The following is a 24064-nucleotide window of genomic DNA, read 5'->3' as shown; positions in this document are numbered from 1 at the left end:
CCTGTCCCTTTATTAACGTTTGTTGTAGCGATCCAACGCTGCTTTTTGAATTTCAATGGCGCGATCCAGCTTCAAGGACTTCATTTTTTCCAAGTATTTCGGGTACTGATCAATGGATTCAGATCCTAATACCATTTTCAAGGTCATTTCATCAACCAATGTATTAATGTCACTCATGATTTTGGCATATTCCGAGCTTTCTTCCGGCGTAGGTGTAATCTGCGGCAGATTATGTTTATCTGCATCGGTTTTCTTCCAAACGTTCACCGCGTCACGCTGCGACTGCATGGTGTAGAATTGTTCCACATATCGCTTATCTTGCACAAACGGTCCGTTATAGCTGCCGCGGGTATACAGCGACATGGCTTGCGCCGGGGCCAATTTATCCGGATTCTTCATTAACAAATCCGTATATTTCGGATAGCCGTTCTCCATGTTGTAGCTGACGCCTTCTTTACCAAAATTGAAGAACATGTGGCCTTCTTCGCTATATCCGTAATCCAGCAGTTTGGCGGCGAGCTCAGCGTTCTTGCTATTCGCTGTAATCGCAACCATGCCGCCGGTGTCATAAGCCGAGCTCTTCTGTCCGAATTGCGGTGTGTCGCCTTTCTTGAGCACAGGGTAAGGGACGCCTACCAATACGGCTTTCGGGTCTTTGGCTTGAACAAGCGGCTGCCATTTCCCTAAACCGCCTCCGGCGTTGCCGATACTTGCTCCCGTACCGCCGGAAGCGATGCTGCTATCTACCGCTTTCGAATCGGCAGTTGCAATATTTTTATCCAGCAAGCCTTCTTTGTACCATTGCTGGAACTGTGCCAAGTACTCCTTATATCCGTTCTCGGCTGGACCAAATTTAATTTCTCCATTGTCTAGATAGAAGTTGCGGTTCACTCCGAATGCGCCAAGAAACGCTCCATTGTAAGAATCATTGAAGAAATTCGGTTTACTGTTAAAAGTCAGAGGAGCGGCCGCGCCTTTCTTCTCTTTGAACGCTCTGAGGGTAGTTGTCCAATCATCCATGGTTTCAGGCACTGGGAGCCCCAGTTCGTCTAACCAGTCCTTACGCATAATTGGACCTTGGAAGACTTGGAGATATTCATCTCCCCGAATGAAAGGAAACGCATAGTAGCTTCCGCTATCCGTTTTAATCATTTTGTCGACTTCAGGATGTTCCTTCAAATATTTCTTAAGGTTAGGCGCATACTTATCGATCACATCATTCAATTTCAGGATGTAGCCATCCTTAATGGCTTTCTCAGGTCCCCCTGGGAACGTAAGAAAGTTATATTCGATCATATCCGGCAGATCACCGGAGGCCAACATCACGTTAAGTCCTTCTTTCGCCTGACCCGAAGGCGGCGCTATGAATTTAAGCGGCACACCGGTAACTTTTTGCCATTCTTGAAAGAAAGGGACGTCTGCGTGCGTTGTTTTCACACCCGTAATATTGCCAGTCAACTCTCCCCAATAAGTAAGCGTCTTATCGGTTTGGATTGGATACGTCGTCGTTGCGGCGGCAGCTGGCGCTGTCGATTCTTTCGGCGCAGTCGTCTCTGTCTTCGTGGAACAAGCAACCGTTGTTCCGATCATCATGACAATCATGGTAGAAGCTAACAATTTCTTCATTCGTTGACCCTCCGCTATAAATTTAGGTGAGATGCATCTCTTCCTCTAGCCTAGCGGACGGAGCGGCAGATACCTATGGGCAAAAAGGCGAAATGCATGCCGAATTCCGAACGGAAAATTGCACATTTCGGAAATGCCATGTTGAAAAACACAAAAAAAGCACCGAACCACGTGAATTTCACATGATTCGGTGCTTGGTTAACGTTATTTACAGGCCGAAAATCGCATCGATGACCGGCTTCGTCGTACCGCCCGGGTACATCACATACAGCAGGATGTAGACGATTACGCCAGTTGGTGCAGTTAAGAGCCAGACAATCGCGGCCACGCGGCCGATGCGCTTATGTTGAAAGAACTTATTCTTGTACGCATACCACAACGTGATGAGCCCCAACACACCGCCGAGCGTCGCCAGCGCGATATGGAAGAACAAGAACAGGTGATACGGCAGCTTCAGACTTTCCGGACCGCCGAAGGACGTATTGCCTTCAAACAGCGTGCGGGACATATAGATGAGGAAAAAGGCCAGCGCGAAGATCGCACCGAACACCATCAGCTTTTGATGCGTTTCCCGGTTTCCTTTCACAATGTGATACCAACCAAATCCAACAAAAATGGCCGAAATCACAATAAACATGGTCGAAATTGTTGGTAAAATGTGCATGCGACTATTCCTTTCTGCTTAAGCGCGATTCAAGTTCCCGCCTTGAGGATTGTCCGGTGCTTCAACGGGGTTCAAATCGTCCTCATCCCGGCGCTCTCTGCGATACCAACGGAAGAAAATGAAAGCGAGTGTCGATCCGTAGATGATCTCCTGCAAAATTTTCATAATGACACCGCCGAGCTGCTGATCATCCAGCGGAGACAAGTGGGCAAACGGAACCGTCACATTGTCGTACATATCATAAATAATCGTATCTGCGAAAATGATGAGTGCGCAAGCCGGTGTAAGCAAGACGCCATTGCCAAAAATGTACGCCATTTTCATAAGATCGCTCAAACGCGCCAGTTCTGGAGCCGGACAGAAAACCGGGAACCACATCATGAAAGCTGAGAATAAGAGCACAGCATGATAGGCAAGCAGCCACACATCATTCTTCATCAAGTAATCCATAATAAACGGCATATGGTAGATCGAGAACAACATGTTAAACATAAACAAAGCGATTAGCGGACGCGTGAAAAAGGAAAAGATGCCGCGGAACGCCTTATTCCGCATGCAAGCTAGAAGCAGCCAACCCGGCGTGCCCACCCAGATCAGAATCGGCACAACGAGATATAACAATGTCTGTTGGAGCATGTGCATACTAAACAGATAGTGATGTCCGATATAATTAATCGGACTTCCTTGCCCAATGTAGAACAGAACAAGCCCCGCGTAAAAGGAGCACTGCTGCGCAAGCGAAATTGGCTCACGATCTGTGGAACTCCCATTTCCTTTTACGACAAATCGACCATACAGATAGCCGATTACCACGACGACCAACAGTACAACAGGACTCCACAAATCAAAAAAATCACCAATCTGACTCATACCTGCACGCTACTCCTTTCAATCAATCCGAGTGAAAACCGATACATTTCCGATTAAAAAAAGAGGAGGCACTTTGCCTAGACAAAGTTGCCTCTTCCCGCTTACTACCACCATACCCAATATACTGCCGTAATAACCCCAGTAAGAGCAACAATCGCTCCGCCCCCGATAAAGATGAGAGGGAATAAGTGCCCTCTCTCTTTGGCATGCATCCAAAAGAACAACTGGATGATTGCTTGCACGATGGCCAGGGAAACAATGAAAATCAAGATAAACGAACGATCCAGATCTCCGTAAAGGACGACAGCGAATGCCAACATCGTCAGCAAGATCGAGATAATGTAAGACAAGTAGTGATTTGCAGGCGATTCATGCTTGACGCGTTTGCTAGGTGCGGATGTATCATGAGAGTTGCTCATCTTAGTGACCCACCTTCCCCATCAAGTAAACGACCGTGAAGATAAATACCCATACCAAGTCGATAAAGTGCCAGTATAGACCGGCTACATAGAACTTAGGAGCCGTCACGACGGTTAAGCCTTTTTTCAAACCTTGTATAATCAAGAGGGTAATCCAGCAAACCCCGAAAGCAACGTGCGCTCCATGGAATCCGACCAGCGTATAGAACGAAGTCGAGAATGCGCTTGTTACGAATTTGTGGCCTTCATGCACGTATTCATTGAACTCGTAAATCTCGAGTCCAAGGAACGTAAGCCCTAACACAACAGTTACTGCCAGCCAGGCCAGCAATTGGCCAAGCTTATGTTTGTGCATCGCCATAGTAGCGAAAACACTTGTTAAACTGGATGTTAAGAGAATGAACGTCGACCAGCCAACGGTTTTCAGCTTGAAGATTTCTTCCGCTGTCGGACCGTCCGGAACCGAGTTCCGAAGTGCGATATACGTTGCGAACAAGCAACCGAACAAAACTACCTCGGCGCCAAGGAACAACCAGAAACCAAGAACCTTATTTTTCCCTTCGAGGGTAGCCGTTTCCGGATTAGCAGGCAGTGCGCCCGTGTGATGAGTACTCATGCCTTTACCCCCTTATGATCGTCTTCCAGTTCTTCCGGTTCAATGTGCCAACCATGATCGTCGTACACGGAACGAAGGAACATACAGATAAGCGTTACCAGAATGCCGGCACCAGCTACATAGTAGTTTTTGTACATAAAGCCAAAGCCTGCGATGAATAAACCAACTGACATAGCAAGCGGAAGAATCGAAGCGGACGGCATGTGGATGGAACCTACAGGCTCAGCCGGCGTCATTTCCTTGTTGCCTGCCATTTTCTCTTTCCAGAAAGCGTCAAGTCCGCGAACAAGCGGCGTTTGTTTGAAGTTATACTCCGGTGCAGGTGAAGGAATCGTCCACTCAAGCGAACGGCCATCCCATGGATCTGCAAGAGCTGTCTTCGGTTTTCTAGCAGTTGCAATAATGTTGATCAGGAATACGATCATACCGATACCCATGAAGAATGCACCGATCGTAGATACCAAGTTCCCTACTTCAAGATCGTGACCCGGTTGATACGTAAATACGCGCCGCGGCATCCCCATCAGACCCAAGAAGTGCTGCGGGAAGAATGTCAAATGGAAGCCAATGAAGAACAACCAGAAATGAAGTTTACCAAGTCCTTCATTGAGCATACGACCGAACATTTTTGGCCACCAGTAATACAGACCTGCGAACAAGCCAAGTACGAGACCACCAACGATTACATAGTGGAAGTGAGCTACGACGAAATACGTATCGTGGTATTGGAAGTCCGCTGCTGGAATCGCGAGCATAACCCCTGTCGTACCACCCATAACGAACGTTGGAATAAACGCTGTCGCGAAAATGTTCGCTGTTGTAAAACGGATTTGTCCACCCCAAAGCGTAAACAGCCAGTTAAAGATTTTAACCCCTGTTGGAACCGCGATCGCCATTGTTGCAATGGAGAAGATGGAGTTCGCAACTGGACCCAGACCTGATGTAAACATGTGGTGAACCCACACCATGAAGCCTAAGAAACCGATTAATACAGTCGCGAATACCATGGAACTGTATCCAAATAGACGCTTTTTCGAGAAAGTAGAAACAATCTCAGAAATAATACCGAAAGCTGGAAGAATCAAAATGTAAACTTCGGGGTGCCCGAAGATCCAGAACAAATGCTCCCATAATACGTTGTTACCGCCTCTGGCTGCATCGAAGAACGCACCGCCAAAGATACGGTCAAACATCAATTCAACGAGCGCAACCGTAATCGCCGGGAAGGCAAGAACGATCAAACCGGAAGTAACGAACGCTGCCCATGTAAACATTGGCAAACGCATGTAAGTCAGACCAGGAGCACGCATGTTGATAATCGTAACAAGGAAGTTAATCCCCCCGATTAGCGTACCGATACCGGCAATTTGCAAGCCAAGCACATAGAAGTCCGTACCTTGGATGTTGTTTTCAAGCGTTTGACCCCAACTGGTATCCAGGATTGAGGATAACGGAGCGTAACCCGTCCAACCTGCATCCGGTGCACCGCCAAGGAACCAACTTGTGTTCATAAGCACGCCGCCGGCGAAGAATAACCAGAAACCGAGTGAGTTAACGAACGGGAACGCAACGTCCCTTGCACCAATCTGCAGAGGTACGATCGCATTCATAAATGCGAAGATGACCGGCATCGCCGCAAAGAAAATCATCGTTGTACCGTGCATCGTCGTCAATTGGTTAAATGCATCGCCGACGAAGATGTGTTGATCCGGATAAGCCAACTGAATCCGAATTAGGATCGCTTCAAGTCCGCCGATGAGGAAGAAGAACCCGCCCGCGATTAAATACAGAATACCGATTTTCTTATGATCGACGGTTGTGAGCCAATCCATCAGGCCGGTATGTTTTTTTACTGGATGAGAGTGAGCCAACGTATGAACCTCCTTACATCAAGAGTTTATTTCAAAGTTTGAAGATACTTGACGATTTCGTTGATTTGACCGTCATCAAGTTTACCGCCTGCTTCTTTACCGAAGGCTGGCATTTTGTTGCCTGGTTTTTGCTCTTGCGGATTATGTATCCAAAGCGCCATGTTCTCAGGCGTGTGTTCCAAGATGCCCGCTAGCGTATCACGATCTGCAAAGCCTTTCAGGTTAGGAGCAACCCCAGGGCCGCTTGCGTTAACCGCGTGACAAGACATGCAGTTTTCTTTGAAAAGCTCTTCACCTTTTTGTGCGGTTGCCGGCACAGTTGCAGGTGCTTTCATTTTATTCACCCATGCGTCGAAGTCCGCTTGGGATTTAGCCGTTACGGTAAAGTTCATCAAGGCATGGGAAGCGCCGCAGAGCTCCGTACATCTACCTTGGAATGTAGCGATTTCATCCGCTTGCAAGTAAAGCGTGTTGTGAATACCTGGGTTTGTATCGACTTTACCGCCGAGGGATGGTACCCAGAACGCGTGAGCTACGTCTGCAGAAACGAGGTCAAAAGCAATAATTTTATCCTTAGGAACGACCAGCTCTTGCGCAGTCGCAATGCCAAGGTCAGGATACTCGAATTGCCACCAGAATTGGTGAGCGGTTACTTTGACATGAACGGCATCTTTGTCTTGGTTGTAGTTCTTGGAATGTTTGAATGTGTAGGATACTGTCGGAACCGCAAGCACCAACAGCAACAGGATCGGGATAACCGTCCAGATAATCTCCAGCACATGACTTCCTTCTACTTGCTTAGGAATGCTGTTGTCCCCAGCGCGTTTGCGATAGCGAACCAACACATAAGCGTAGATCGCAAAAACAACAATTACGACAAAAACCATAATGAAAAGACTTAATTTCATTAGGAACAGCTGCTCTGATGCTACTGGACCTTTAGGCTTTAAAGCAGATAAGGTTGGGTCTCCACACCCGGTTAGCATGAACGTCATCACCGCTAATAGGGGTAGCAGACGCCAGAACTTTTTCAATTGACTCATTGTATCAACCCCACTTTTAAAACAATATTTTTACCACGAAGGCCATGCCCATGTCAATTCACTTTAATAACTATAAATTCGTGAAAACTTTTTGTCAATCGCTGTAGAAGAGTTCACAAATTGTTCTTAAACAGCGTCCTGTAGCGATATATTTCCCTTCATGGTTATTTCCATACGCCCCCCTCTTTATGCATTTTCGCCTTTATTTGTCAGGGCGAATAATTCAAGGGAAACATCTCATCCTAATCTCATCAAATCTTTAAGGAGGTCAACAAGATGCTCAGGAAGTTAGGTTTTCCGATTTGTGGAATGATATTCCTCCTGCTAACATTACCTGCTTGCGGGTATGAGAAACGCGATTATGGCAGGGATGCGACGAATGTTGCTCACGGCAACTACGGATCTCCCGTCTCCGACGCCGATCACCAAACGCGCGCCTATCAAACGCAGCAGCTGACCGGCCCCGTGACGCACAACAATAAAACATTGGCGTACAGCCAGTTTTTGTCCGATCAATTAAACGATATGAACGGCGTTAACACCGCGATCGTGGTCACGACAGATCAGAATGCCTATGTCGCTCTGATGATCGACAGCAGCGCCATCGGTACCAAAGGCACAACGAAAGAAACGAATAATGTCGGAACGACAAGAGGCATCTACAACGATATGAAGCCGTACGACGATTCCATCCCTCGAAACGATCTGAACAATGGTTTTAACAGCTATGAAACGGCCGTTCATCACGACCTGCTGTCTCACCGTTTCAAACAGGCTATTGCAGAAAAGGTTCGCCAATTGCAGCCTAACCTGATGGACGTCTACATTTCGGCGAATCGCGATTTCCTTAATAAAATGAATACGTACGCGCAGGAAACATGGAAAGGGCATGATTTAACGCCGCAGCTTGCGGACTTCAATCAAACCGTGACCCGCACTTTCGGTACCGCCCAACAACTTCCTCAGGACTGAGGTTCAAATTTTTCAACTATATAATGTAGAATTTTTTTCAATCCTGGCCGGCTCCTGTTTCTATTTGTCGGCCATTCCTGTACAATGAGGGAATCGTCTTCAAAGTCCTACAAGGAAAAAGGGAGCTGGCTAATTACCCATGTCAAATGGATTTGCCCTCATGGGCATTCAGGACAGCATTGTCCAAACGCTGCAAAGTCAAGGAATCACTGAACCTACACCGATTCAGCGCCAAGCGATTCCGGTTGTTATGGAAGGCAGCGATGTCATCGCACAAGCACAAACAGGTACGGGCAAAACGCTTGCTTTCGTACTGCCGATACTCGAAAAAATCAATGTTCAGAGCCCTGAGGTACAGGCGCTGATCTTGACGCCGACTCGCGAACTCGCCATTCAGATCAGCAATGAACTCAAACTGCTCGCCCCAGTAACAGGTGCGGGTGTCTTAGCTGCGTATGGCGGTCAAGACGTAGAAAAACAGCTTAGAAAGCTTCAAGGAAACATACATATAGTAGTAGGAACGCCGGGCCGGCTGCTGGATCACCTTCGCCGCGGCTCCGTCAATTTCTACAAGCTTAAGGTGCTTGTCCTCGATGAAGCGGATCAAATGCTGCATATGGGCTTTTTGCAGGAAGTCAGGGACATCATCTTGCAGACGTCGTCCAACCGGCAGACACTCCTGTTCTCGGCTACAATGCCCGGGCAGATTGTCAACCTTTCCAAAGCTTATATGAAAGACCCGAAGGAAATTAAAGTCCAAAGCAAACAAGTCACGCTTGCGGAAATCAAGCAAGAATTGATTACGACCACGGATAAAAACAAGCTGAATGCACTCTTAGCTGCGATTAAGGAACACAACCCTTATTTGGCGATGATTTTCTGCAAAACGAAAGCCAAAGTCATGGAAGTGAATGAGTTTCTGCAGGTTAACGGCATGAAATCCGACGAGCTGCACGGCGATCTGTCGCAGTCGAAGCGCGAACAGGTCATGAAGCGCTTCCGTGAAGGGCGCGTCGAGCTGCTGGTCGCGACCGATATTGCCGCACGCGGCCTGGACGTCGAAGGCGTGACGCACGTCTACAACTTCGATATTCCGCAGGACGCCGAAAGCTATATTCACCGCATTGGCCGCACGGGCCGTGCCGGGGATACGGGAGTTGCGGTCACCTTCGCAACGACTAGAGAGATTCCTGCCATTGAGCTCATCGAAAAAGGCATCAAAATGTCGCTGCGTGGTGAGGAGCAACCGCAGCGAAAAGTGCGTGTGAGCCGTGAAGAGGACTACGGCTCGGAAGGCACTGGCTCGGCTCGCCGCGGTCGCGGTCGCAGCGACCGTGGCACGCAGGAGCGCGGCACGCGCGGCGGCGGTCGGTCCGGAGCGCGCGAGGTGCGGCGCGGGGGCCGCGGGGCCGACGCGCAGTACGGCGCAGGCCGCCAGGCCGGCACCCGCGTGAGCACGGAGCGCAGCCCGGACACGTGGGGCCGCGCTCCGCAGGCGATCGAGCCGGCGGCGGGTCCTGCCGCCGGGAAAGGGCGCGTCACACGTGGACGCGCCGAAGGAGCGGAGCGCGCCGCCGAGAAGGCGCGGCCGCGGATTGACCGGCGCAGCGGCGCTGGCGCCGGAGAAGGCGCGCGCACCGCGGGCTACGAGCGCCCGACGCGCGGTAGCAGTGGCGGCGCCGCATCGCGCGGGCCGCAGCAGTACGGCAGCGGCGCTTCGCGCAGCCGCAGCGATGAGCGCAGCCCGCGGAGCGATGCTGCGCGTGGCGATGCCGCCCGCGGCGGTGCGTCTCGCGGCGGCGGGCGCAGCGACGATCGCGGCCCGCGCGGTGGCGCTGCGCGGGGCGACGCAACCCGCGGAGGTTCACCTCGCGGTGGGCGCAGCGGCGGGAAACGGTAAGGGAAGCGTTTTCGACAAGGCTTTACCTGGATTCTCTCCCGTAGTAGAATAGAACTACGCCAATCCTATTTAACAAAAATCGTTTCATACTTTCACGCACGTAGGATTTACCCCCCACCACAACAAAGGAGGTATGTTCCATGTACGCATTAAGGGATAAGGAAATGATTTTTGTCTTCACCGGACCTCATGGTGCCGGTCGCAAGACAGTTGCCGAAATGTCAGGTTCCACCCTCGGAATCAAACAGGTGATTTCGTACACCACCCGGCCTCCGAAGGCAACGGAGGTGGATGGTCAGGATTATCACTTTATCTCCCCCGGCCAGTTCGCTAAAGCGCAAACCGAAGGAGAATTCATCGAGGTTAGCACCGTCAACGACCATTTATACGGCATCAAAAGCAAGGACATCGAAGAGACATTTCAGCGCAGCGGCTCCATTTACCTGATTTTGAACCACTCCGGCGCCGAAACGTTGAAAAACCTGTACGGTGACCATGTTGTTCAGATCTTCATCTATGCTGAGCGCGAAACCTTGAAAGAGCGGATGAAAGAAAGCGGCGATTCCGAGGAAGTCGTCAGCAAGTATCTCTCCGATTTTGAAAAGGAGCTCGCTTACCGCGATCGCTGCGATCACGTGTTTGAGAATGTGGACCTCGCGCACACCGTATTCGATCTAACCAAAACGTTGGATAAATATTTGGGGCGCAATCTGCTGGAGCTGGATTAATCTCATATGTATAAGGCATGAATGGGCCTGGACGAATTTATTCGTCCGGGCTTTTTGCAGATAGCAGCACCAACTGCTGGTGTAGCCGTACGAGCAGCCGCGACAAACCTGCAAAAAGGCAGGTATTTCGGCTCGCATCACCTCCTGATTGAGAAATACCTGCAAAAAGGCAGGCATTTTCGCGAATTCGAGCCAGTTGTGAGGATTTCGCCGAAAAAAACTGTTTTTTCGCAGGCATTCCGTTCATCAACGCCAATTGATGACAAATTCCTGCTTGTTCGCTGGAATTTAGCGACTAATGTTGCGTCTGGCGTGCCACTGACATTGTCTGACGCAGTCGTTAGTTGCGTCTCCACTTTGAAAGGATTGAATTCCAATGAAAATACTTTCCATTGAACCGACGCCCAGCCCGAACTCCATGAAGCTCAACATGGACGAAGCACTCCCGGCGGGTCGACGGGATACGTATACGAAAGCGAATCGCGCGCAGGGCCCTGCCTCTGTGCAGGAACTGCTCGATGTGCCTGGCGTGCTGAGCGTGTTCCTTGCCGCCGATTTTATCGCGGTCGACCGGAATCCGAAGGGGGACTGGCCGCTCATTCTCGGCCGGGCGCGGGAAATCTTCGGCGAGGCGCAGCCTGCCGAAGGCGGCGCAGCCGCGCCGCCCCAGGCGCAAGCCGACACCGCCTTCGGAGAAGCCCAGGTGCTCGTGCAAATGTTTCGCGGCATTCCGCTCCAGGTGCGGGTGCGCGCCGGCTCCGAGGAAGCGCGTGTCGCCATGCCGACGCGCTTTACGGACGCCGCGGTCCGCGCAGGTACGGCCTCGCCGAACCTGATCAAGGAGCGGAAGCTGGAAGAGTTCGGCGTGCGCTACGGCGAACTGAGCGACATCGCGGGCGAGATCGTCCAGGAACTGGACGCGTCGTATGATGACGCCCGCCTCGAAGAGCTCGTCTCCCGCGCGATGCAGGAGACGCCCGATGCCCCTGCGGAGCCGCAGACCGCAGGGGACGCGGATCTGAGCGCAGCGGCGGAGCAGCTGCGCAGCCCGGACTGGAAGCTGCGCTACGCCGCGCTTCAGAAAATCCAGCCGTCGCTGGAGACGCTCCCGCTGCTCGTCCATGCTTTGCAGGACGAGAACACGTCGATCCGGCGACTGGCGACGGTGTACCTCGGGGACATCAAGGAGCCCGAGGTTCTGCCTTATCTGTATCGCGCCCTCGAGGACGATACGCCGGCCGTGCGCCGGACAGCTGGCGACACGCTGTCCGATCTGGGCGACCCCGCCGCGATTCCGGCGATGGCGAAGGCGCTTGCGGACCGCAACAAGCTGGTCCGCTGGCGCGCGGCGCGCTTCCTCTACGAGGTCGGCGACCGCAGCGCGCTCGACGCTTTGCGCGCCGCGGCAGACGATCCGGAATTTGAAGTCCGGATGCAGGTTAAAATTGCGCTGGAGCGCATCGAGGGTGGCCATGCCGCCGAAGGCTCGGTGTGGCAGCAGATGACGCGGCGGAACGAACAGTAGTTTTACAGGAAAGGCTAGTGAGGGAGCGATGAGCTTCGCCCTTCACTAGCCTTTTTCGTTCAAAGAGAGCGATGGAAGTGTCACTTTGCGAAATTTTCAAAATACAAAATCCTCTCCAGAATCGTTGGATGCGAGCCCCTGAACCACTGCACCAGTTTCGGCTGCGTGACGGGACTTAGATTCTCCTTGGCGATCTGCTGGAACGCATGAATAGCGGCTGTGCCATCCCCTGTCATATTCATCGCATAAACATCCGCCCGGTGTTCGATGACGCGGGAGAATGCGTTTTGCATCGGCGCCGAAACAAAGCTCATCAGCATCATGAGCAGAAGCAGCATCGGCAGCGCCGCCAGGTCACGTTCGCCCCGAAGACCGATCGAAGCTCCGAACCGCCGCAGCATCCAACGAAACGCATGGAACGCTAGCCAGAAGCCGACGAAGCTCAGCGCTATGCCATAGGCCAGACCCCAGTAGATGTGCTTTTCGGCGTAGTGGCCCATCTCATGCGCCATGACGGTGAGGATCTCTTCCGGCGTCAGCTTTTGCAGTGTCGTATCCCACAGAACGATACGAGCATTGTCGCCGATGCCGCTTACATAGGCATTGATCGCGTTCGTGCGCTCGGACATGTTCACCTGATACACCTGATCCGCGGGAATATGCGCTTGTGCAGCCAGATCGAGTATTTGCCGCTTAAGCTGCTCATTGTGCAGCGGCTCAAATTTGTTATAGAGCGGATCCAGCACGACCGGTTGAATAAATGTCACAAACACGATCAGCGGAATCGAGATTCCCCACAGCCATAGCCACCAACGCTGCGGGCTCCATTTAGCTATCGTGCGGTAGATACCGACCATGACCATCGTGCCTAGCAGCGAAATTAGAAAGGATTTCGCATGATCACTCCAAAACATGCCCATCGTCTCCGTTGAAATGCCGTATGTATGGTCGATGCGGAACAGCAAATAATCGATCGGCAGGAACAGCACGTCCGTCAACAAGCTGAACAAGAGGAGAAATAGCGAGAGCTGCAAAATCCCCGACCTCGTAACTCGCTCCGCCAGCTTGCGGAACCGGACGGCCACTCCAAACAATGCAATCGTAATACCCATCTGAAGCGGCGCGCTGATGAAAAACGAGAGCGAATGAATGCGGGAGAGCGACTCCGCCTTATGAATTTGCGCCGCGGTCATGAAGGTGTGCGGATCCGCCGCCGTACCGACGAGCGAAGCAGGAATGTGGAACAGATCTCCCCTTAAGAAAATCATCGCTGCAAGTAAACAATAACTGATAAAAGCCGCAACACAACCGATATAGAATCGTTTCATGATGATCCCTCCAAGGCTAGTCTATGCGGCAAGCTGCGGGGATATTTCATTCCTCGTCTTGCATTCGTACGTGCCCCATGATGTAATGACATTAACGATCAACTACCTTAAATAATGGAGTGTCTTCCTTTTGCGTAAAATCACGCTAAGTTTGCTGGGGCTGGGAGCAGCCTTTCTCTGTGTCTATGTGGCGGAGTTGGTCTCGCCAGCCGGTGAGCACGTCCAGCCAGCGGAAGTTAGCGCTGCCGCGACGGCCGCAGTGACGATGGTGGCGCTGTCGGCGGATGCGCCAGTGGCAACGACTGCAGCGACGACGGTCGACGCTGGCGATGCGAACGCTGCCCGGCCTGCGGCGGCAAGCGCGGTGGTGGGCCCGGCGGAGCCCGCGCAGCCCGCAGAAGCAGTGCCAGCGTCGGCGACCCGCGCTGCGGCGGAGCCGCTGCGTGCCATTCCGGCGCTGTCGCAGCTGCCGGAGCTGCCCAACGGCTGCGAGGCCGTCGCAGCCACCATGCTCTTGAATTGGGCCGGACTGCCCATTTCCAAAGAAGACGTCGCCGCCGCGCTGCCCAAAGGCGAGCTCCCCTACACCAACGAGGATGGCGCCGTGATCGGCGGCAATCCTCGGGATGTGTTCGTCGGCGACCCTTTTGACGTCGGCTACGGCATTTACCATGCGCCCGTCGCCGCGCTCATGCAGCAGTGGCTGCCCGGGCAGATCGAGGATGTGGCCGGAATCGCTTTTGCCAGGCTGCTCGAGCTTCCCACCAAAGGCAGCCCCGTCATGGTGTGGGCGACCGAACATATGGACATGCCATATCTCGATCTCGAGTGGGAAGACCCAAACGGCGAGCTCGTCGAGTGGTATCAGCCGGAGCATGCGCTGCTGCTCGTCGGCTCCGACGACGAATACGCCTACCTGAACGACCCGATGACAGGGCACCAGGAGGCCTACGGCTTGGACGCTTTCGAGCAAGCTTGGGAAGCGATGGGAACACAGGCGATCACAGCCCGGCGAGCAAACTAGCCTGTGCGGCTGTGCGCTCCGGGTTTGCGCCTCGGCTTTGTGTGGCCATAAACAGGAAAACCTCCAGCTCATTTCATGAGATAACGGCTTCCACGCCAGTTGAACTGGAAAACCTCCAGGTCATTTGGGCAGTTTTCGGAGAGTAGCTGCTAAACGGGCAAATGTACGGGAAGAATTCCAGTTCATCCCCCCGATTTGGGTGAAACCGAGAAAATGAAGGGGAGAAATTCCAGTTCATTGGAGGAGCGACGGCAGATTAGCCGGCAGGCAAAGTTCTAACCGATGCCGACTCCCCACCACGGCACAGAAAAAGCATGAACCCGCCCAAATGGCCGTGTTCATGCTTTTCTTTATACCGGGTCGAGCTGCACCGCCGCCTGCTTGCCGCTCAACTGGATGCCCGTCTGCTTGCGCCCGAACGCGCCGAGCTCCTTCACAAGCGCCTCCAGCAGCGACTTGGCCTGCGGCCCTTCCTTGCCGGAGATTTTGACGACGAACAGCACGGCATCGCCGCCGCGCAAAATGCGCTCCGCCTGGCTGCGCTTCGTCTCCAGATCGTGGTCCTCGATTTGCGGCGTCAGCCGGATCTCTTTGACCTTGGACGGCTGCTCTTTTTTGCGTGCCTGCTGCGCCTCTTGCTTCGCCTGGCCGGCCCCGATCAGCTTGCAAGGCGGAGGGAAGCTCATCAGCGAGGTGCAGACGAGGTCCACCTTCAGCTCCTTCGCAAGCTGGAGCGCTTCCTTCGTTGAGACGATGCCAAGGTCTTCGCCGTCTACGCCCGTCAAACTGACCTCGGATGCTTTAATTTTTTCGTTCATGAGCATCATTGTGAAACCACCTGATCTTTCGCTATAATGAAACCCAGCTAGCACCAGCGTCTCCCTGCATGCCCCCACAGTGAAATGGAGAGGGATATCTGGGCTACTAGAGGTTTTTTATGTTCAATGGGATGGAAAAAGGAGCTGCTTTCGCGAGTATGAATAAAAAACAATTAGAAGAGCAAATGATCGAAAACTTCAAGCGGGAAGAGCATATGATGATTCTCGTTTTTGCCCAGTGGTGCATCAATCACGATCTCGATCCCGAGGCGCTGTACCGCCAGGCGTACCCGGAGCAGCCAAACAATGAAGAGCTGCAAAAGGCGATGGAGCTGACCGTGCCCAAAGAGGAAGCTGGCGATGTCGCCGACGCCACGCTGCTTGGCGTGCTGTCCCTGTTCGGCAACGAGGACTTGGCATTTATCGTGACGCAGGAAATCGAGAAGCGCGGTCGCAAGCTGCGTTAACCTCACAATGGTCAATTATTCACATGGACCGACTAACGTTATGAAGCCACAGTCCGCCAGCCCTTACCCCGTCAACCGCGGGCGCAGCCGGAACATCTCCGCCAACAGCTCCAGCGTCTGGCGCCGGGTCTCCGCGCGGTAGCCGCCAGTCACGACCATCACCTCGTCGACACCGTAGCTGTCGGCGACCCGCCGCAACCCGTCCCGCACCTGCGCCGGGTTGCCGATAATCATCCGCGATCGGTTATCGCGAATCCGGGTCTGATCCCAGTCCGAGTACACGTACGCGGCCGCTTCTTTCGGCGATTTCACACCGGTGAACTCGCCTTTTTCCATTTGCAGAATGCGCAAATCGATGGACGTCGCCTGCTCCTCCGCCTCGGCGGTCGTCTCGGCGCAGAGCACATAGATGCAAACCGTCGCCTGCGGCACGACATTGAGCGCGGACGGCTGGAACGACGTGCGGTAGCTGCGCACCGCCTGCTGGCCTCCCGCCCCGTTGATAAAATGCGCGAAGCAGAACGCTGCGCCTACCTGCGACGCATACACCCCGCTCTGTCCTGTGGAGCCGAGCAGCCACATCTGGGGCATCGATTCCACCAACGGGGTGGCCCGAATGCCCTCAAACACATGACCGGAATCGATCGTATCCGTCAGGAACCCGACCAGATCCGCGATTTGCGCCGGGAACCGCTCCAGTCCCTCAAACAGATTGGCCTCTGCGCCCCGCAGCGCTTTGGCCGTATGCGGCGTGCCGCCCGGCGCCCGCCCGATGCCGAGATCGATGCGGCCGGGGTACAGCGCCTCGAGCATGCGAAAATTTTCCGCAACCTTGTACGCGCTGTAATGCGGCAGCAGCACGCCGCCGGAGCCAAGCCGAATGCGGCTCGTTCGTGCGGCAAGCGTCGAGAGCAGCACTTCGGGCGAAGAGCCGGCGAGCCCTTGCGAGTTGTGATGCTCCGACACCCAGAACCGGGTATAGCCGAGCCGGTCGGCAAGCTGCGCGAGCTGAACGGTCTGTTGGACGGCTTCCCTATGACTAACGCCGGCGGACACCGGCGATTGATCCAGAATGCTTAATTTCAGCATCGTCATCCCTCATTTCCAAGTTGATTAACGGTCGGATGGTAAATTCCATTATACAACGGCAGGCGCACAAAAGAAAAAACGGACAACCCCTATAAGGTATTGTCCGATTATCCTGGCGTTTTCACTATACGTTTTCTTATTAAAAGTGTATGGCTACAGCGTAACTTTATGACTTTCCGTTTGACTGCTCGGCCTCGAGAAACCAGCACGGCTCGCCCGGCGCATCCCGATGGTGCGCACCGCGAAAATGCAGATGAGCAGCAGCACACCGCCTGCCGTAAGGCCGGCCAACACGTCGCTCGGATAATGCACACCGAGGTAAATCCGCGTGAGGCTAATAGCGAAGATCATCACAGCGGTCAGCGTCGGGACAATCCAGGCGAAACGCCATTTGTCCCGCACATTGATCCAGATCAAATACCCGACAAGGCCGTAAAAAAAGCTCGACACCATCGCATGCCCGCTCGGGAAGCTGAAACCGTCCTCCACAACGAGAAAATCCAGCGGCCGCGCTCGCTCGAACAGCCCTTTGAGCAACGTATTCAACCCCCAGGCCGCAACGGTCCCGATGAGTAGGACGAGCGCTTCCCCTTTTTGCTTCCACTTCAGCAGCAGCACGAGCGCGACAATGACGAACACAATGCCATCCGTGACGCTTTTGCCTAGCATCGTGACGCCTTTCGCCATGCTAGTCAATCCTTCATTCCGCACGCTATGTACGGCGCTTCCAATCCGATCATCGAACTGATGCAGCCAATCCGCGGAAAGGCCGGCCGCCAGCACGATAAACCCTATCGCCAACATGATCACCGCTCCAACTTCCCATCCCCGCGCCAACCGTCCTGTCTTCTCCATCCTGATCTCCCCTATTCTGATCTTAACCGCCCATTTGCTTTTATTCCCCCGCGCGTACCTTCCGCTTCTGCATCCGCCCCCGCAACAACAGCGGCACAATGGCAAAGACGGCATACATGATGACAGCACCGAGAAATTTGAAGGACCAAATATCGTTCAGCGAAGCCCCGAAAACGTTGTACACAATCGCACCCGGAATAATGCCGATCATCGTGCCCCAGGTGTAGTCCCAGAAGCGGATTTTGGATAAGCCCGCGCCATAACTGATCCCGTCAAACGGAAAAAAAGGCATCAGCCTCATATACAAAATGACCATAAAGCCCTTCTCTTCGGCTTTTTGATCGAAGGACAGCAGCTTCTTGCTCTTGAGAATGCGTTGAAAAGCGCCTCTCCCCCACCTCCGGGTGATGTAAAAAGAGAGCAGCGCTCCGGCCCCCGCGCCGATAAAATCATAGATGGTGCCCCAAAACGCACCGAACACATAGCCGCCATATAGCGTCAGCGGCGTCGCCGGAAACAACACCAGCGGGCGCAGCGTGTAGGCAATGATATAGAGCAGACCGCCGAGCGGCCCCAGATCGCGCAGCCAACGCGTGACCCAGTTCAAATCCAACTGGTGCCAGACGCCGGTCCATTTTAAAATCAATAAGGTCAATGCCGCAGCAGCAAACCAGCCTGCCAGCAGCCAAAGCGGTTTTGAACGCGCCATGGCCCGCCTCCTTCATGCCAATTCCATTTCTAAGCTACATCTTACACAATGTGAGCATCCCATCGCAATATCCTCTGTTTGCCAGAAGAACTGAAGCAACATAACAAAACCCGCCGGAGGCGTACAAGACGCTCCCAGCGGGCTTTTATCCATGCTATTTTAAGCCAGCCATTGCTTGACTTTCGCAACAAAGTTGTTCAGCATTTCAGCAGTACCGTACTGGTTGCTGAAGTCCTCGATGCCGATGTAGCCGTCGTAACCGACTGCTTTCAGATCGTCCAGCGTTTGCTTCCAGTTTACAACACCGTTATCGATCGGCGCCCATTCGCTTTTCCACAGCTTGACGCCGTTTTGCTCTTCACCGGTTGCGACCCAAGCGGCGTTTTTGAGATGCACGTGCGCCAGGTATGGTCCAAGAAGCTCGAGGCCCATACGGTGGTTTTCGTAACCTTCATGCACCATGTTGCCTGCATCGTGAAGAACGCCGATATGGTCGGGGTTGAACTTGGAAGCAAGACGGTGCGCAAGTCCGGCACTCGGTGTAATCGTGTTGTGGTGGATCTCGATGATCCCTTTGATGCCGTATTGCTGCGAGAACTCTTGCACTTGATGCAGATAATCCGTCGCTTTGGCGAACAAGTCGTTATAGTTCTCTGTGCGGTTATATGGTGGCACACCGACACGGATAAAGGATGCACCGATCGTTTTGGCATGCTTGAAGGCCTGCTCTGTCGCGGCAAGGTCGAGTGAGTTCAGGTAAGGCGTGATGCTGAGCGTCGTCAAGCCTTTCTTCTCAGCCGCCGTCTTGAAGCGAAGCAGCTCTTCGTCGGATACGGACGGATCGATCGTGCACAGGTTGTTGCCCCAGAAGGATGGCGCTTGGTTCGCCGCTTCTGCGGGGTTTTTCGTATATCGCCATTCAACGCCTTGAATACCGGCTGCCGCCGCTGTTTTCGCAAGCTCTTCAGGCGTCAAATCGGGAGTGGACACGGTAAATACGGACAATTTCATAGATCTATGCCTCCTAGGTAATTGACTGCAAGGATGATTTATCTCCTCTTTATTTTGCAGTATAATAAAAACGTATTCTTTGCATTAATTGGGCAAAAGTTTGCTTAAATTGACTCCGCCCGTTCAAGGAGAACCTTCATGCAGGACATCTACCATAATCTGTTCGATCTCGTGACCTTCCGGCATTCTGTGACGCATACTCCGGTGCCGCTCGGGTTCCATCAGCATCAGGATCAGTACGAGATTTATTTCTTTCTGACCGGTGATGTGCACTATTTTATCGAAAAACAAGTGTACCAGCTGCAATACGGCGATCTGCTGATCATGCACAGTAACGAGCTCCATCGGCCGAATTTTCAATCCAAAAAGCAGCGCTACGAAAATGTCGTGATCCACTTTAATCCTTCCCTTGCGGAGCATTTTAATGCAACGCATTTCGATCTTCTCGGGTGCTTCCACAACCGCGCCTTCGGCGAGCGCAACCGGATCCGGCTGAGCCAGCCGCAGATCGACGATATTATGAAGCTCTACGAGCGGATGGAGCTGCATCGGCGGCCGCAGGCGCAGCCGGGTTCCGACATTTTGTACCTGTCGACCTTCATTGAGCTGCTCGTGTTCATCAACCGCGCGTTTCAAAATCAAGACAAGCAGGAAGAGCCCGCCGTCATGCCGGACAAGCTCTCCGCGTTATTTGCCTATATCGACGAAAATCTGGACCAGGACCTGTCGCTCGACGTGCTCGAGCAGGTCGTGTTCATGAACCGCAGCTACCTCTGCCGCCTGTTCAAAAAGCACACAGGCAGCACCATCCACGAGCATATCCTTTTTAAAAGGATTGCGAAGGCGAAGCAGCTGCTGCGCGAAGGCTCCACCGTCACCGACACGTGCCAGCTCGCCGGCTTCAACGACTACTCAAACTTCATCCGCACGTTCAAGAAAGCCGTCGGCTTGCCGCCGCGGCAGTATCAGGCGCAGCAGAGAAGGGTGTGAGTGGGGGGCAGGATGCAGGGCGAGCACGCCAAGGCGATGGCGGCTCAGCGTAAGCGCACAGTATCGTCGCGGGAAAGAGCGATCGTGTGATAGCCTCCCCCAATTAGAGCGGTGAACCGCTTCTATTTTGGGAAACTCGCTGATTTGCGATCTGATAAGAGTGGTGAACCACGCTTATTGCTTCGCACATCGTTACTTTCTCTGCTAGCCTGCGCAATAAGAGCGGTTTGCCCACTTCTATTTGTTGTCAAACAAGCTAAGATCGGGAAATAAGCGTGGTTAGCCACGCTTATTTGTTATGCTGTTGGTCGCCATGCTGCTGACGGTGCCCGGGGAGGGTAAGATTAGCTAGTTTGATAGACCTGGGGATGCGGCGGCGGCGGAATTTAATAGGGGTGCTGCGTGAGAGGAGGTTAAGTGCATGGTTCGTGAGGGTTAAGCGGGGCTAAACCCTCTTAACCCGCCCGAAATAGCCATTTTGGCGGATTTAGCTAGGGCTAGACCCTCTTAGCAGCGGCGAATTGGCTTGTTGGGGTTCGTTCGGCCTGCTTTAAGAGGGGCTGTCCCCTCTTAAAGCACCCAGAATAGCCCATTTTCGCGGAGCTAGCTAGGGCTGAACCCTCTTAGCGGCGGCGAATTGGCTTGTTGAGGTTCGTTCGGCGTGGGTTCATAGGGGCTAAACCCTCTTAACTCGCCCGAAATAGCGATTTTGGCGGATTTAGCTAGGGTTGGACCCTCTTAGCGGCGGCGACTGAACCGTGGAGCTACCTCTCCTGCACCGCGCCTAGGCCCTACTTCAACCAAAAAAACCTCCCGCTACCCGTAATGCAACGGGCTAAGCGAGAGGTTTTATTTTACTTCAAATTCTCCGGGTTCAGCTGCTCCAGCTCCGGCAGGACGAACACGCCATCCTTGCGGATCAGCACGTCGTCGAACCAGATTTCGCCGCCGCCATACTCGGGACGCTGGATGTTCACGATGTCCCAGTGCAGGGACGATTTGTTGCCGTTGTACGCATCGTCGTAGCAGTTGCCCGGCGTGAAGTGGAAGGAGCCGTCGATTTTCTCATCGAACAGGATGTCCTTCATTGGATGTTTAATGTAAGGATTGACGCCGATCGCGAATTCGCCGACATACCGCGCGCCCTCATCCATGTCGAAAATCTCGTTGATCCGCTCCGTATCGTTCGCGGTCGCTTTGACGATTTTGCCGTCCTTGAACTCGAGGACGATATTCTCGAAAATAAAGCCGTTATAAGGCGTAGGCGTATTGTACGAGATCACACCGTTGACGGAGTCGCGCACAGGCGCGGAGTACACTTCGCCGTCCGGGATGTTCAGCTCGCCGTCGCATTTGACGCCGCCGATGCCTTTGATCGAAAACGTCAGGTCCGTGCCAGGGCCGACCAGGCGCACTTTGTCCGTGCGGTCCATGAGCTCTTTGAGCGCGTCCATCGCTTTGGACATTTTGCCATAATCCATCGTGCAGACGTTGAAGTAGAAGTCTTCGAACGCATCCGTGCTCATGCTCGCAAGCTGCGCCATCGAAGAAGTCGGATAACGCAGGACGACCCAGCGCGTATCCGGCACACGCACGTCAAAATGCACCTGCTGATAATAAATCGAGTTGTACAGCTTCATCCGGTCCGCCGGAATGTCCGACATCTCGTAAATGTTCGCACCGCCGCGAACGCCTATGTAGCCTTGCATTTGTTTCATTTGGAACGTGTCAGCGTCCGCCCAAGTCTGCATTTGGGCTTCCGTACTCTCCATCACCAGCTGGCGAAGGATCGCATGGTCGCGCAAATTCACGAACGGGCGAGCGCCGGCGGCGTGCACCTTTTTCACAATTTCTTTGACCAGCGCGTTGTCGATGCCATAGGCTTCAATCAAAATATTTTCGCCCGGCTTCGCTTTCACAGAATAATTGACCAGTACATCGGCCAGCTTCGTTAGTCTAGGATCCAGCATGGCTATTTCTCCTCTTTCACTTCCTCCACAGGATCGAAGGAAGGCTCGTTAATTTGAAAACCGACCGTCGTTAAATAGAACCAGTCTCCCTGCTCCTCCTGCTGCGCATCCAGTTCAAAGATCAGCGCGCGGAATTTCGACAGCCACTGCGCGAACTTTTCCTTGCTCATTTTGACTTCGATTTGCGTAGCCATCCGGTGCCAGTGCGTACGATCCGGAGACGGAATCTGAAAAGCTTCCTCCGGCGCCTCAATTGCCCGAATTCTGGCGCGGCCAAGCGCGTTGAGCGTCGCTTCCCGATAATAATTCTCAACTTCGGATACATAAGGAAGCAACGCTTCGCTAGGAACGAACCCCCGCGCGACGGCACGGTAAAACTTTTGGACGATCCCATTCTTCAGTTCTGTACGAATGACGGTAATAAATCCATGTTTTTCCAGCTCATTCAGATGGTAATGAACCTTGGCGCGCGCCATCCCCAGTAGTTTAGCCAATTGTTGGCCCGTATACGCTTTCTCAATTAAATAGAGAAGCACTTTGTAGCGAAGTGGGTCGCTCACTGTCTTCAATTGTTCAAGCTCTTCGATAATATAAACCGGTTGCAGCTCCATACAGATTCGACCTCCCTCTCCTATGTACCGATGATCCAGTATAGGCTTCTTGGTTTAATTGAACGACGGTCAAATCTTTTTAACCGTATCATAATGCCAAACAGAATCCCTGTCAATCGCGATGACGGCAGGACATCCCCTGCTTCTCACCCATCGCCCCGCAATTCAATGCTTTAACGATTTACCGAGATCAAGCCTTTTTTCTATGGTAGCAAAAAGGGACGTTCTTGTCACCCTGAAAAAGGTGGAACATCCCGAATTTTCAGAAAAGATTCAGCTAAAAAAGCTTGCGCAGCCCCTCGGCCGCTGCTCGTGGGGAGGATGCGGCCGTGATGGCGCTCACAACCGCGACCCCGTCGGCCCCGGCGCGCAGCACGGGGCCGGCGTTTCCGGCATCGATTCCGCCGATGCCGACCACGGGCAAGCGGATGCCGCCAGCGCGCATCCGCTCGATCATGGCAGGCCCCTGGACCTCACGCGCATCCAATTTGGTGCGCGTGACGTACATGGGGCCTACGCCCAGATAGTCGGCGCCGGCGGCGACCGCCGACTCGGCTTCGGCAAGATCGTGGGCCGACACGCCCACGATCAGCCCGGGATGCCGCCGCCGCACCTCAGCGGCGGGCGCATCCTCCTGGCCGATGTGCAGCCCATCGGCCTCAAGCAGTTCGGCGAGCCGCTCATCATCGTTCACGATGAACGGCACGCCGCGGTCCCGGCACAACCGGCGCAGCCGGGTGCCGAGCGCGAGCAGCTCCGGCCCCTGCAGGGCGCCGGGGCCTTTCTCGCGCAGCTGAAACATCGTGACGCCGCCGTCGATGGCGGCGTCCAGCACCGCAACCGGGTCCGCCCCGCCGCAATTGGGGCTACCCATCACCAAATACAGTCGAAGCGCCTTGCGCAGCTCTTCGCTCGTCATTCGCGGGCACCTCGCATTCTTGCAGGAGCGCCAGCACCG

24 protein-coding genes are annotated in these 24064 nt (G+C 53.5%); 8 read left to right on the top strand and 16 right to left on the bottom strand.

The features are described 5' to 3' along the window. Positions 1-12: 12 nt before the first annotated feature. The 7 genes from ABE504_RS00980 to coxB form a co-directional block, all read right to left on the bottom strand. Positions 13-1626, bottom strand: a complete 1614-nt coding sequence (locus ABE504_RS00980) for an extracellular solute-binding protein (protein WP_430083210.1) — start codon at positions 1624-1626, stop codon at positions 13-15. Positions 1627-1834: 208 nt separating this feature from the next. Further along, complete coding sequence (locus tag ABE504_RS00975; protein ID WP_126139837.1) at positions 1835-2290, bottom strand: DUF420 domain-containing protein; 456 nt, start codon at positions 2288-2290, stop codon at positions 1835-1837. Positions 2291-2308: 18 nt separating this feature from the next. Further along, entirely contained in the window at positions 2309-3160 is an 852-nt protein-coding gene (locus tag ABE504_RS00970; protein WP_430083207.1) for a cytochrome c oxidase assembly protein, read from the bottom strand. 104 nt (positions 3161-3264) lie between these two features. Next, positions 3265-3579: a cytochrome C oxidase subunit IV family protein gene (locus ABE504_RS00965; protein ID WP_430083204.1), complete on the bottom strand. Its 315-nt coding sequence runs from the start codon at positions 3577-3579 to the stop codon at positions 3265-3267. Position 3580: 1 nt separating this feature from the next. After that, positions 3581-4195: a cytochrome (ubi)quinol oxidase subunit III gene (locus ABE504_RS00960; protein ID WP_430083201.1), complete on the bottom strand. Its 615-nt coding sequence runs from the start codon at positions 4193-4195 to the stop codon at positions 3581-3583. Further along, on the bottom strand, positions 4192-6066 hold the full coding sequence (gene ctaD / locus ABE504_RS00955; protein ID WP_430083198.1) for a cytochrome c oxidase subunit I: 1875 nt from the start codon (positions 6064-6066) through the stop codon (positions 4192-4194). Before ctaD ends, ABE504_RS00960 begins: the two co-directional genes overlap by 4 nt. A gap of 26 nt (positions 6067-6092) precedes the next feature. Beyond that, positions 6093-7109 (bottom strand): cytochrome c oxidase subunit II, encoded by a 1017-nt coding sequence (gene coxB / locus ABE504_RS00950; RefSeq protein WP_430083195.1) that lies wholly within the window; start codon positions 7107-7109, stop codon positions 6093-6095. A 276-nt stretch (positions 7110-7385) separates the two neighbouring features. Between coxB and ABE504_RS00945 the strand changes: the two genes are divergently transcribed. The 5 genes from ABE504_RS00945 to ABE504_RS00925 all read left to right on the top strand — a co-directional run bounded on the left by ABE504_RS00945 (position 7386) and on the right by ABE504_RS00925 (position 12234). Next, positions 7386-8081, top strand: a complete 696-nt coding sequence (locus ABE504_RS00945) for a YhcN/YlaJ family sporulation lipoprotein (RefSeq protein ID WP_430083192.1) — start codon at positions 7386-7388, stop codon at positions 8079-8081. A 139-nt stretch (positions 8082-8220) separates the two neighbouring features. Continuing rightward, positions 8221-9981, top strand: coding sequence for a DEAD/DEAH box helicase (locus tag ABE504_RS00940; RefSeq protein WP_430083190.1), 1761 nt, complete (start codon positions 8221-8223; stop codon positions 9979-9981). A gap of 140 nt (positions 9982-10121) precedes the next feature. Then, entirely contained in the window at positions 10122-10709 is a 588-nt protein-coding gene (locus ABE504_RS00935; protein WP_430083187.1) for a guanylate kinase, read from the top strand. Positions 10710-10730: 21 nt separating this feature from the next. Then, on the top strand, positions 10731-11105 hold the full coding sequence (locus tag ABE504_RS00930) for a hypothetical protein (protein WP_430083185.1): 375 nt from the start codon (positions 10731-10733) through the stop codon (positions 11103-11105). Then, a complete protein-coding gene (locus ABE504_RS00925; RefSeq protein ID WP_430083182.1) occupies positions 11086-12234 on the top strand; it encodes a conserved virulence factor C family protein in 1149 nt (382 codons plus the stop codon). The genes ABE504_RS00930 and ABE504_RS00925 overlap by 20 nt, the downstream gene beginning before the upstream one ends. Positions 12235-12314: 80 nt before the next feature. Here ABE504_RS00925 and ABE504_RS00920 read toward each other — a convergent pair whose 3' ends face one another. Next, entirely contained in the window at positions 12315-13562 is a 1248-nt protein-coding gene (locus ABE504_RS00920) for a M48 family metallopeptidase (RefSeq protein WP_430083179.1), read from the bottom strand. 130 nt (positions 13563-13692) lie between these two features. On the opposite strand from ABE504_RS00920, the gene ABE504_RS00915 reads away from it, so the two are divergent. Beyond that, complete coding sequence (locus tag ABE504_RS00915) at positions 13693-14586, top strand: C39 family peptidase (protein WP_430083176.1); 894 nt, start codon at positions 13693-13695, stop codon at positions 14584-14586. A gap of 350 nt (positions 14587-14936) precedes the next feature. Here ABE504_RS00915 and infC read toward each other — a convergent pair whose 3' ends face one another. Beyond that, on the bottom strand, positions 14937-15410 hold the full coding sequence (gene infC / locus ABE504_RS00910) for a translation initiation factor IF-3 (protein WP_430084713.1): 474 nt from the start codon (positions 15408-15410) through the stop codon (positions 14937-14939). Between the two features lie 152 nt (positions 15411-15562). Here infC and ABE504_RS00905 point away from each other — a divergent pair, with 152 nt between their 5' ends. Then, on the top strand, positions 15563-15871 hold the full coding sequence (locus ABE504_RS00905; RefSeq protein ID WP_430083173.1) for a hypothetical protein: 309 nt from the start codon (positions 15563-15565) through the stop codon (positions 15869-15871). 63 nt (positions 15872-15934) lie between these two features. On the opposite strand, the gene ABE504_RS00900 is transcribed toward ABE504_RS00905, so the two are convergent. The 4 genes from ABE504_RS00900 to ABE504_RS00885 form a co-directional block, all read right to left on the bottom strand. After that, complete coding sequence (locus ABE504_RS00900) at positions 15935-16960, bottom strand: LLM class flavin-dependent oxidoreductase (RefSeq protein WP_430083170.1); 1026 nt, start codon at positions 16958-16960, stop codon at positions 15935-15937. 153 nt (positions 16961-17113) lie between these two features. Further along, entirely contained in the window at positions 17114-17815 is a 702-nt protein-coding gene (locus ABE504_RS00895; RefSeq protein WP_430083167.1) for a phosphatase PAP2 family protein, read from the bottom strand. A 40-nt stretch (positions 17816-17855) separates the two neighbouring features. Then, complete coding sequence (locus ABE504_RS00890; protein WP_430083164.1) at positions 17856-18524, bottom strand: TVP38/TMEM64 family protein; 669 nt, start codon at positions 18522-18524, stop codon at positions 17856-17858. Positions 18525-18683: 159 nt separating this feature from the next. After that, positions 18684-19535 (bottom strand): sugar phosphate isomerase/epimerase family protein, encoded by an 852-nt coding sequence (locus ABE504_RS00885; protein WP_430083161.1) that lies wholly within the window; start codon positions 19533-19535, stop codon positions 18684-18686. A gap of 138 nt (positions 19536-19673) precedes the next feature. Between ABE504_RS00885 and ABE504_RS00880 the strand changes: the two genes are divergently transcribed. Beyond that, on the top strand, positions 19674-20525 hold the full coding sequence (locus tag ABE504_RS00880) for an AraC family transcriptional regulator (RefSeq protein WP_430083158.1): 852 nt from the start codon (positions 19674-19676) through the stop codon (positions 20523-20525). A gap of 854 nt (positions 20526-21379) precedes the next feature. On the opposite strand, the gene ABE504_RS00875 is transcribed toward ABE504_RS00880, so the two are convergent. The 3 genes from ABE504_RS00875 to thiE all read right to left on the bottom strand — a co-directional run bounded on the left by ABE504_RS00875 (position 21380) and on the right by thiE (position 24025). Further along, the gene (locus ABE504_RS00875; RefSeq protein ID WP_430083156.1) at positions 21380-22495 is read right to left on the bottom strand and encodes an aminopeptidase; all 1116 of its coding nucleotides are present in this window, start codon (positions 22493-22495) and stop codon (positions 21380-21382) included. A 2-nt stretch (positions 22496-22497) separates the two neighbouring features. After that, positions 22498-23106 (bottom strand): ArsR/SmtB family transcription factor, encoded by a 609-nt coding sequence (locus ABE504_RS00870; protein WP_430083153.1) that lies wholly within the window; start codon positions 23104-23106, stop codon positions 22498-22500. Between the two features lie 277 nt (positions 23107-23383). Further along, positions 23384-24025, bottom strand: coding sequence for a thiamine phosphate synthase (gene thiE, locus ABE504_RS00865; RefSeq protein ID WP_430083151.1), 642 nt, complete (start codon positions 24023-24025; stop codon positions 23384-23386). Positions 24026-24064 lie beyond the last annotated feature (39 nt).

The organism is Paenibacillus oryzisoli, assembly GCF_050467285.1.
Taxonomy (GTDB): domain Bacteria; phylum Bacillota; class Bacilli; order Paenibacillales; family NBRC-103111; genus Paenibacillus_E; species Paenibacillus_E oryzisoli_A.
This window is presented reverse-complemented; position numbering and strand designations above follow the sequence as displayed.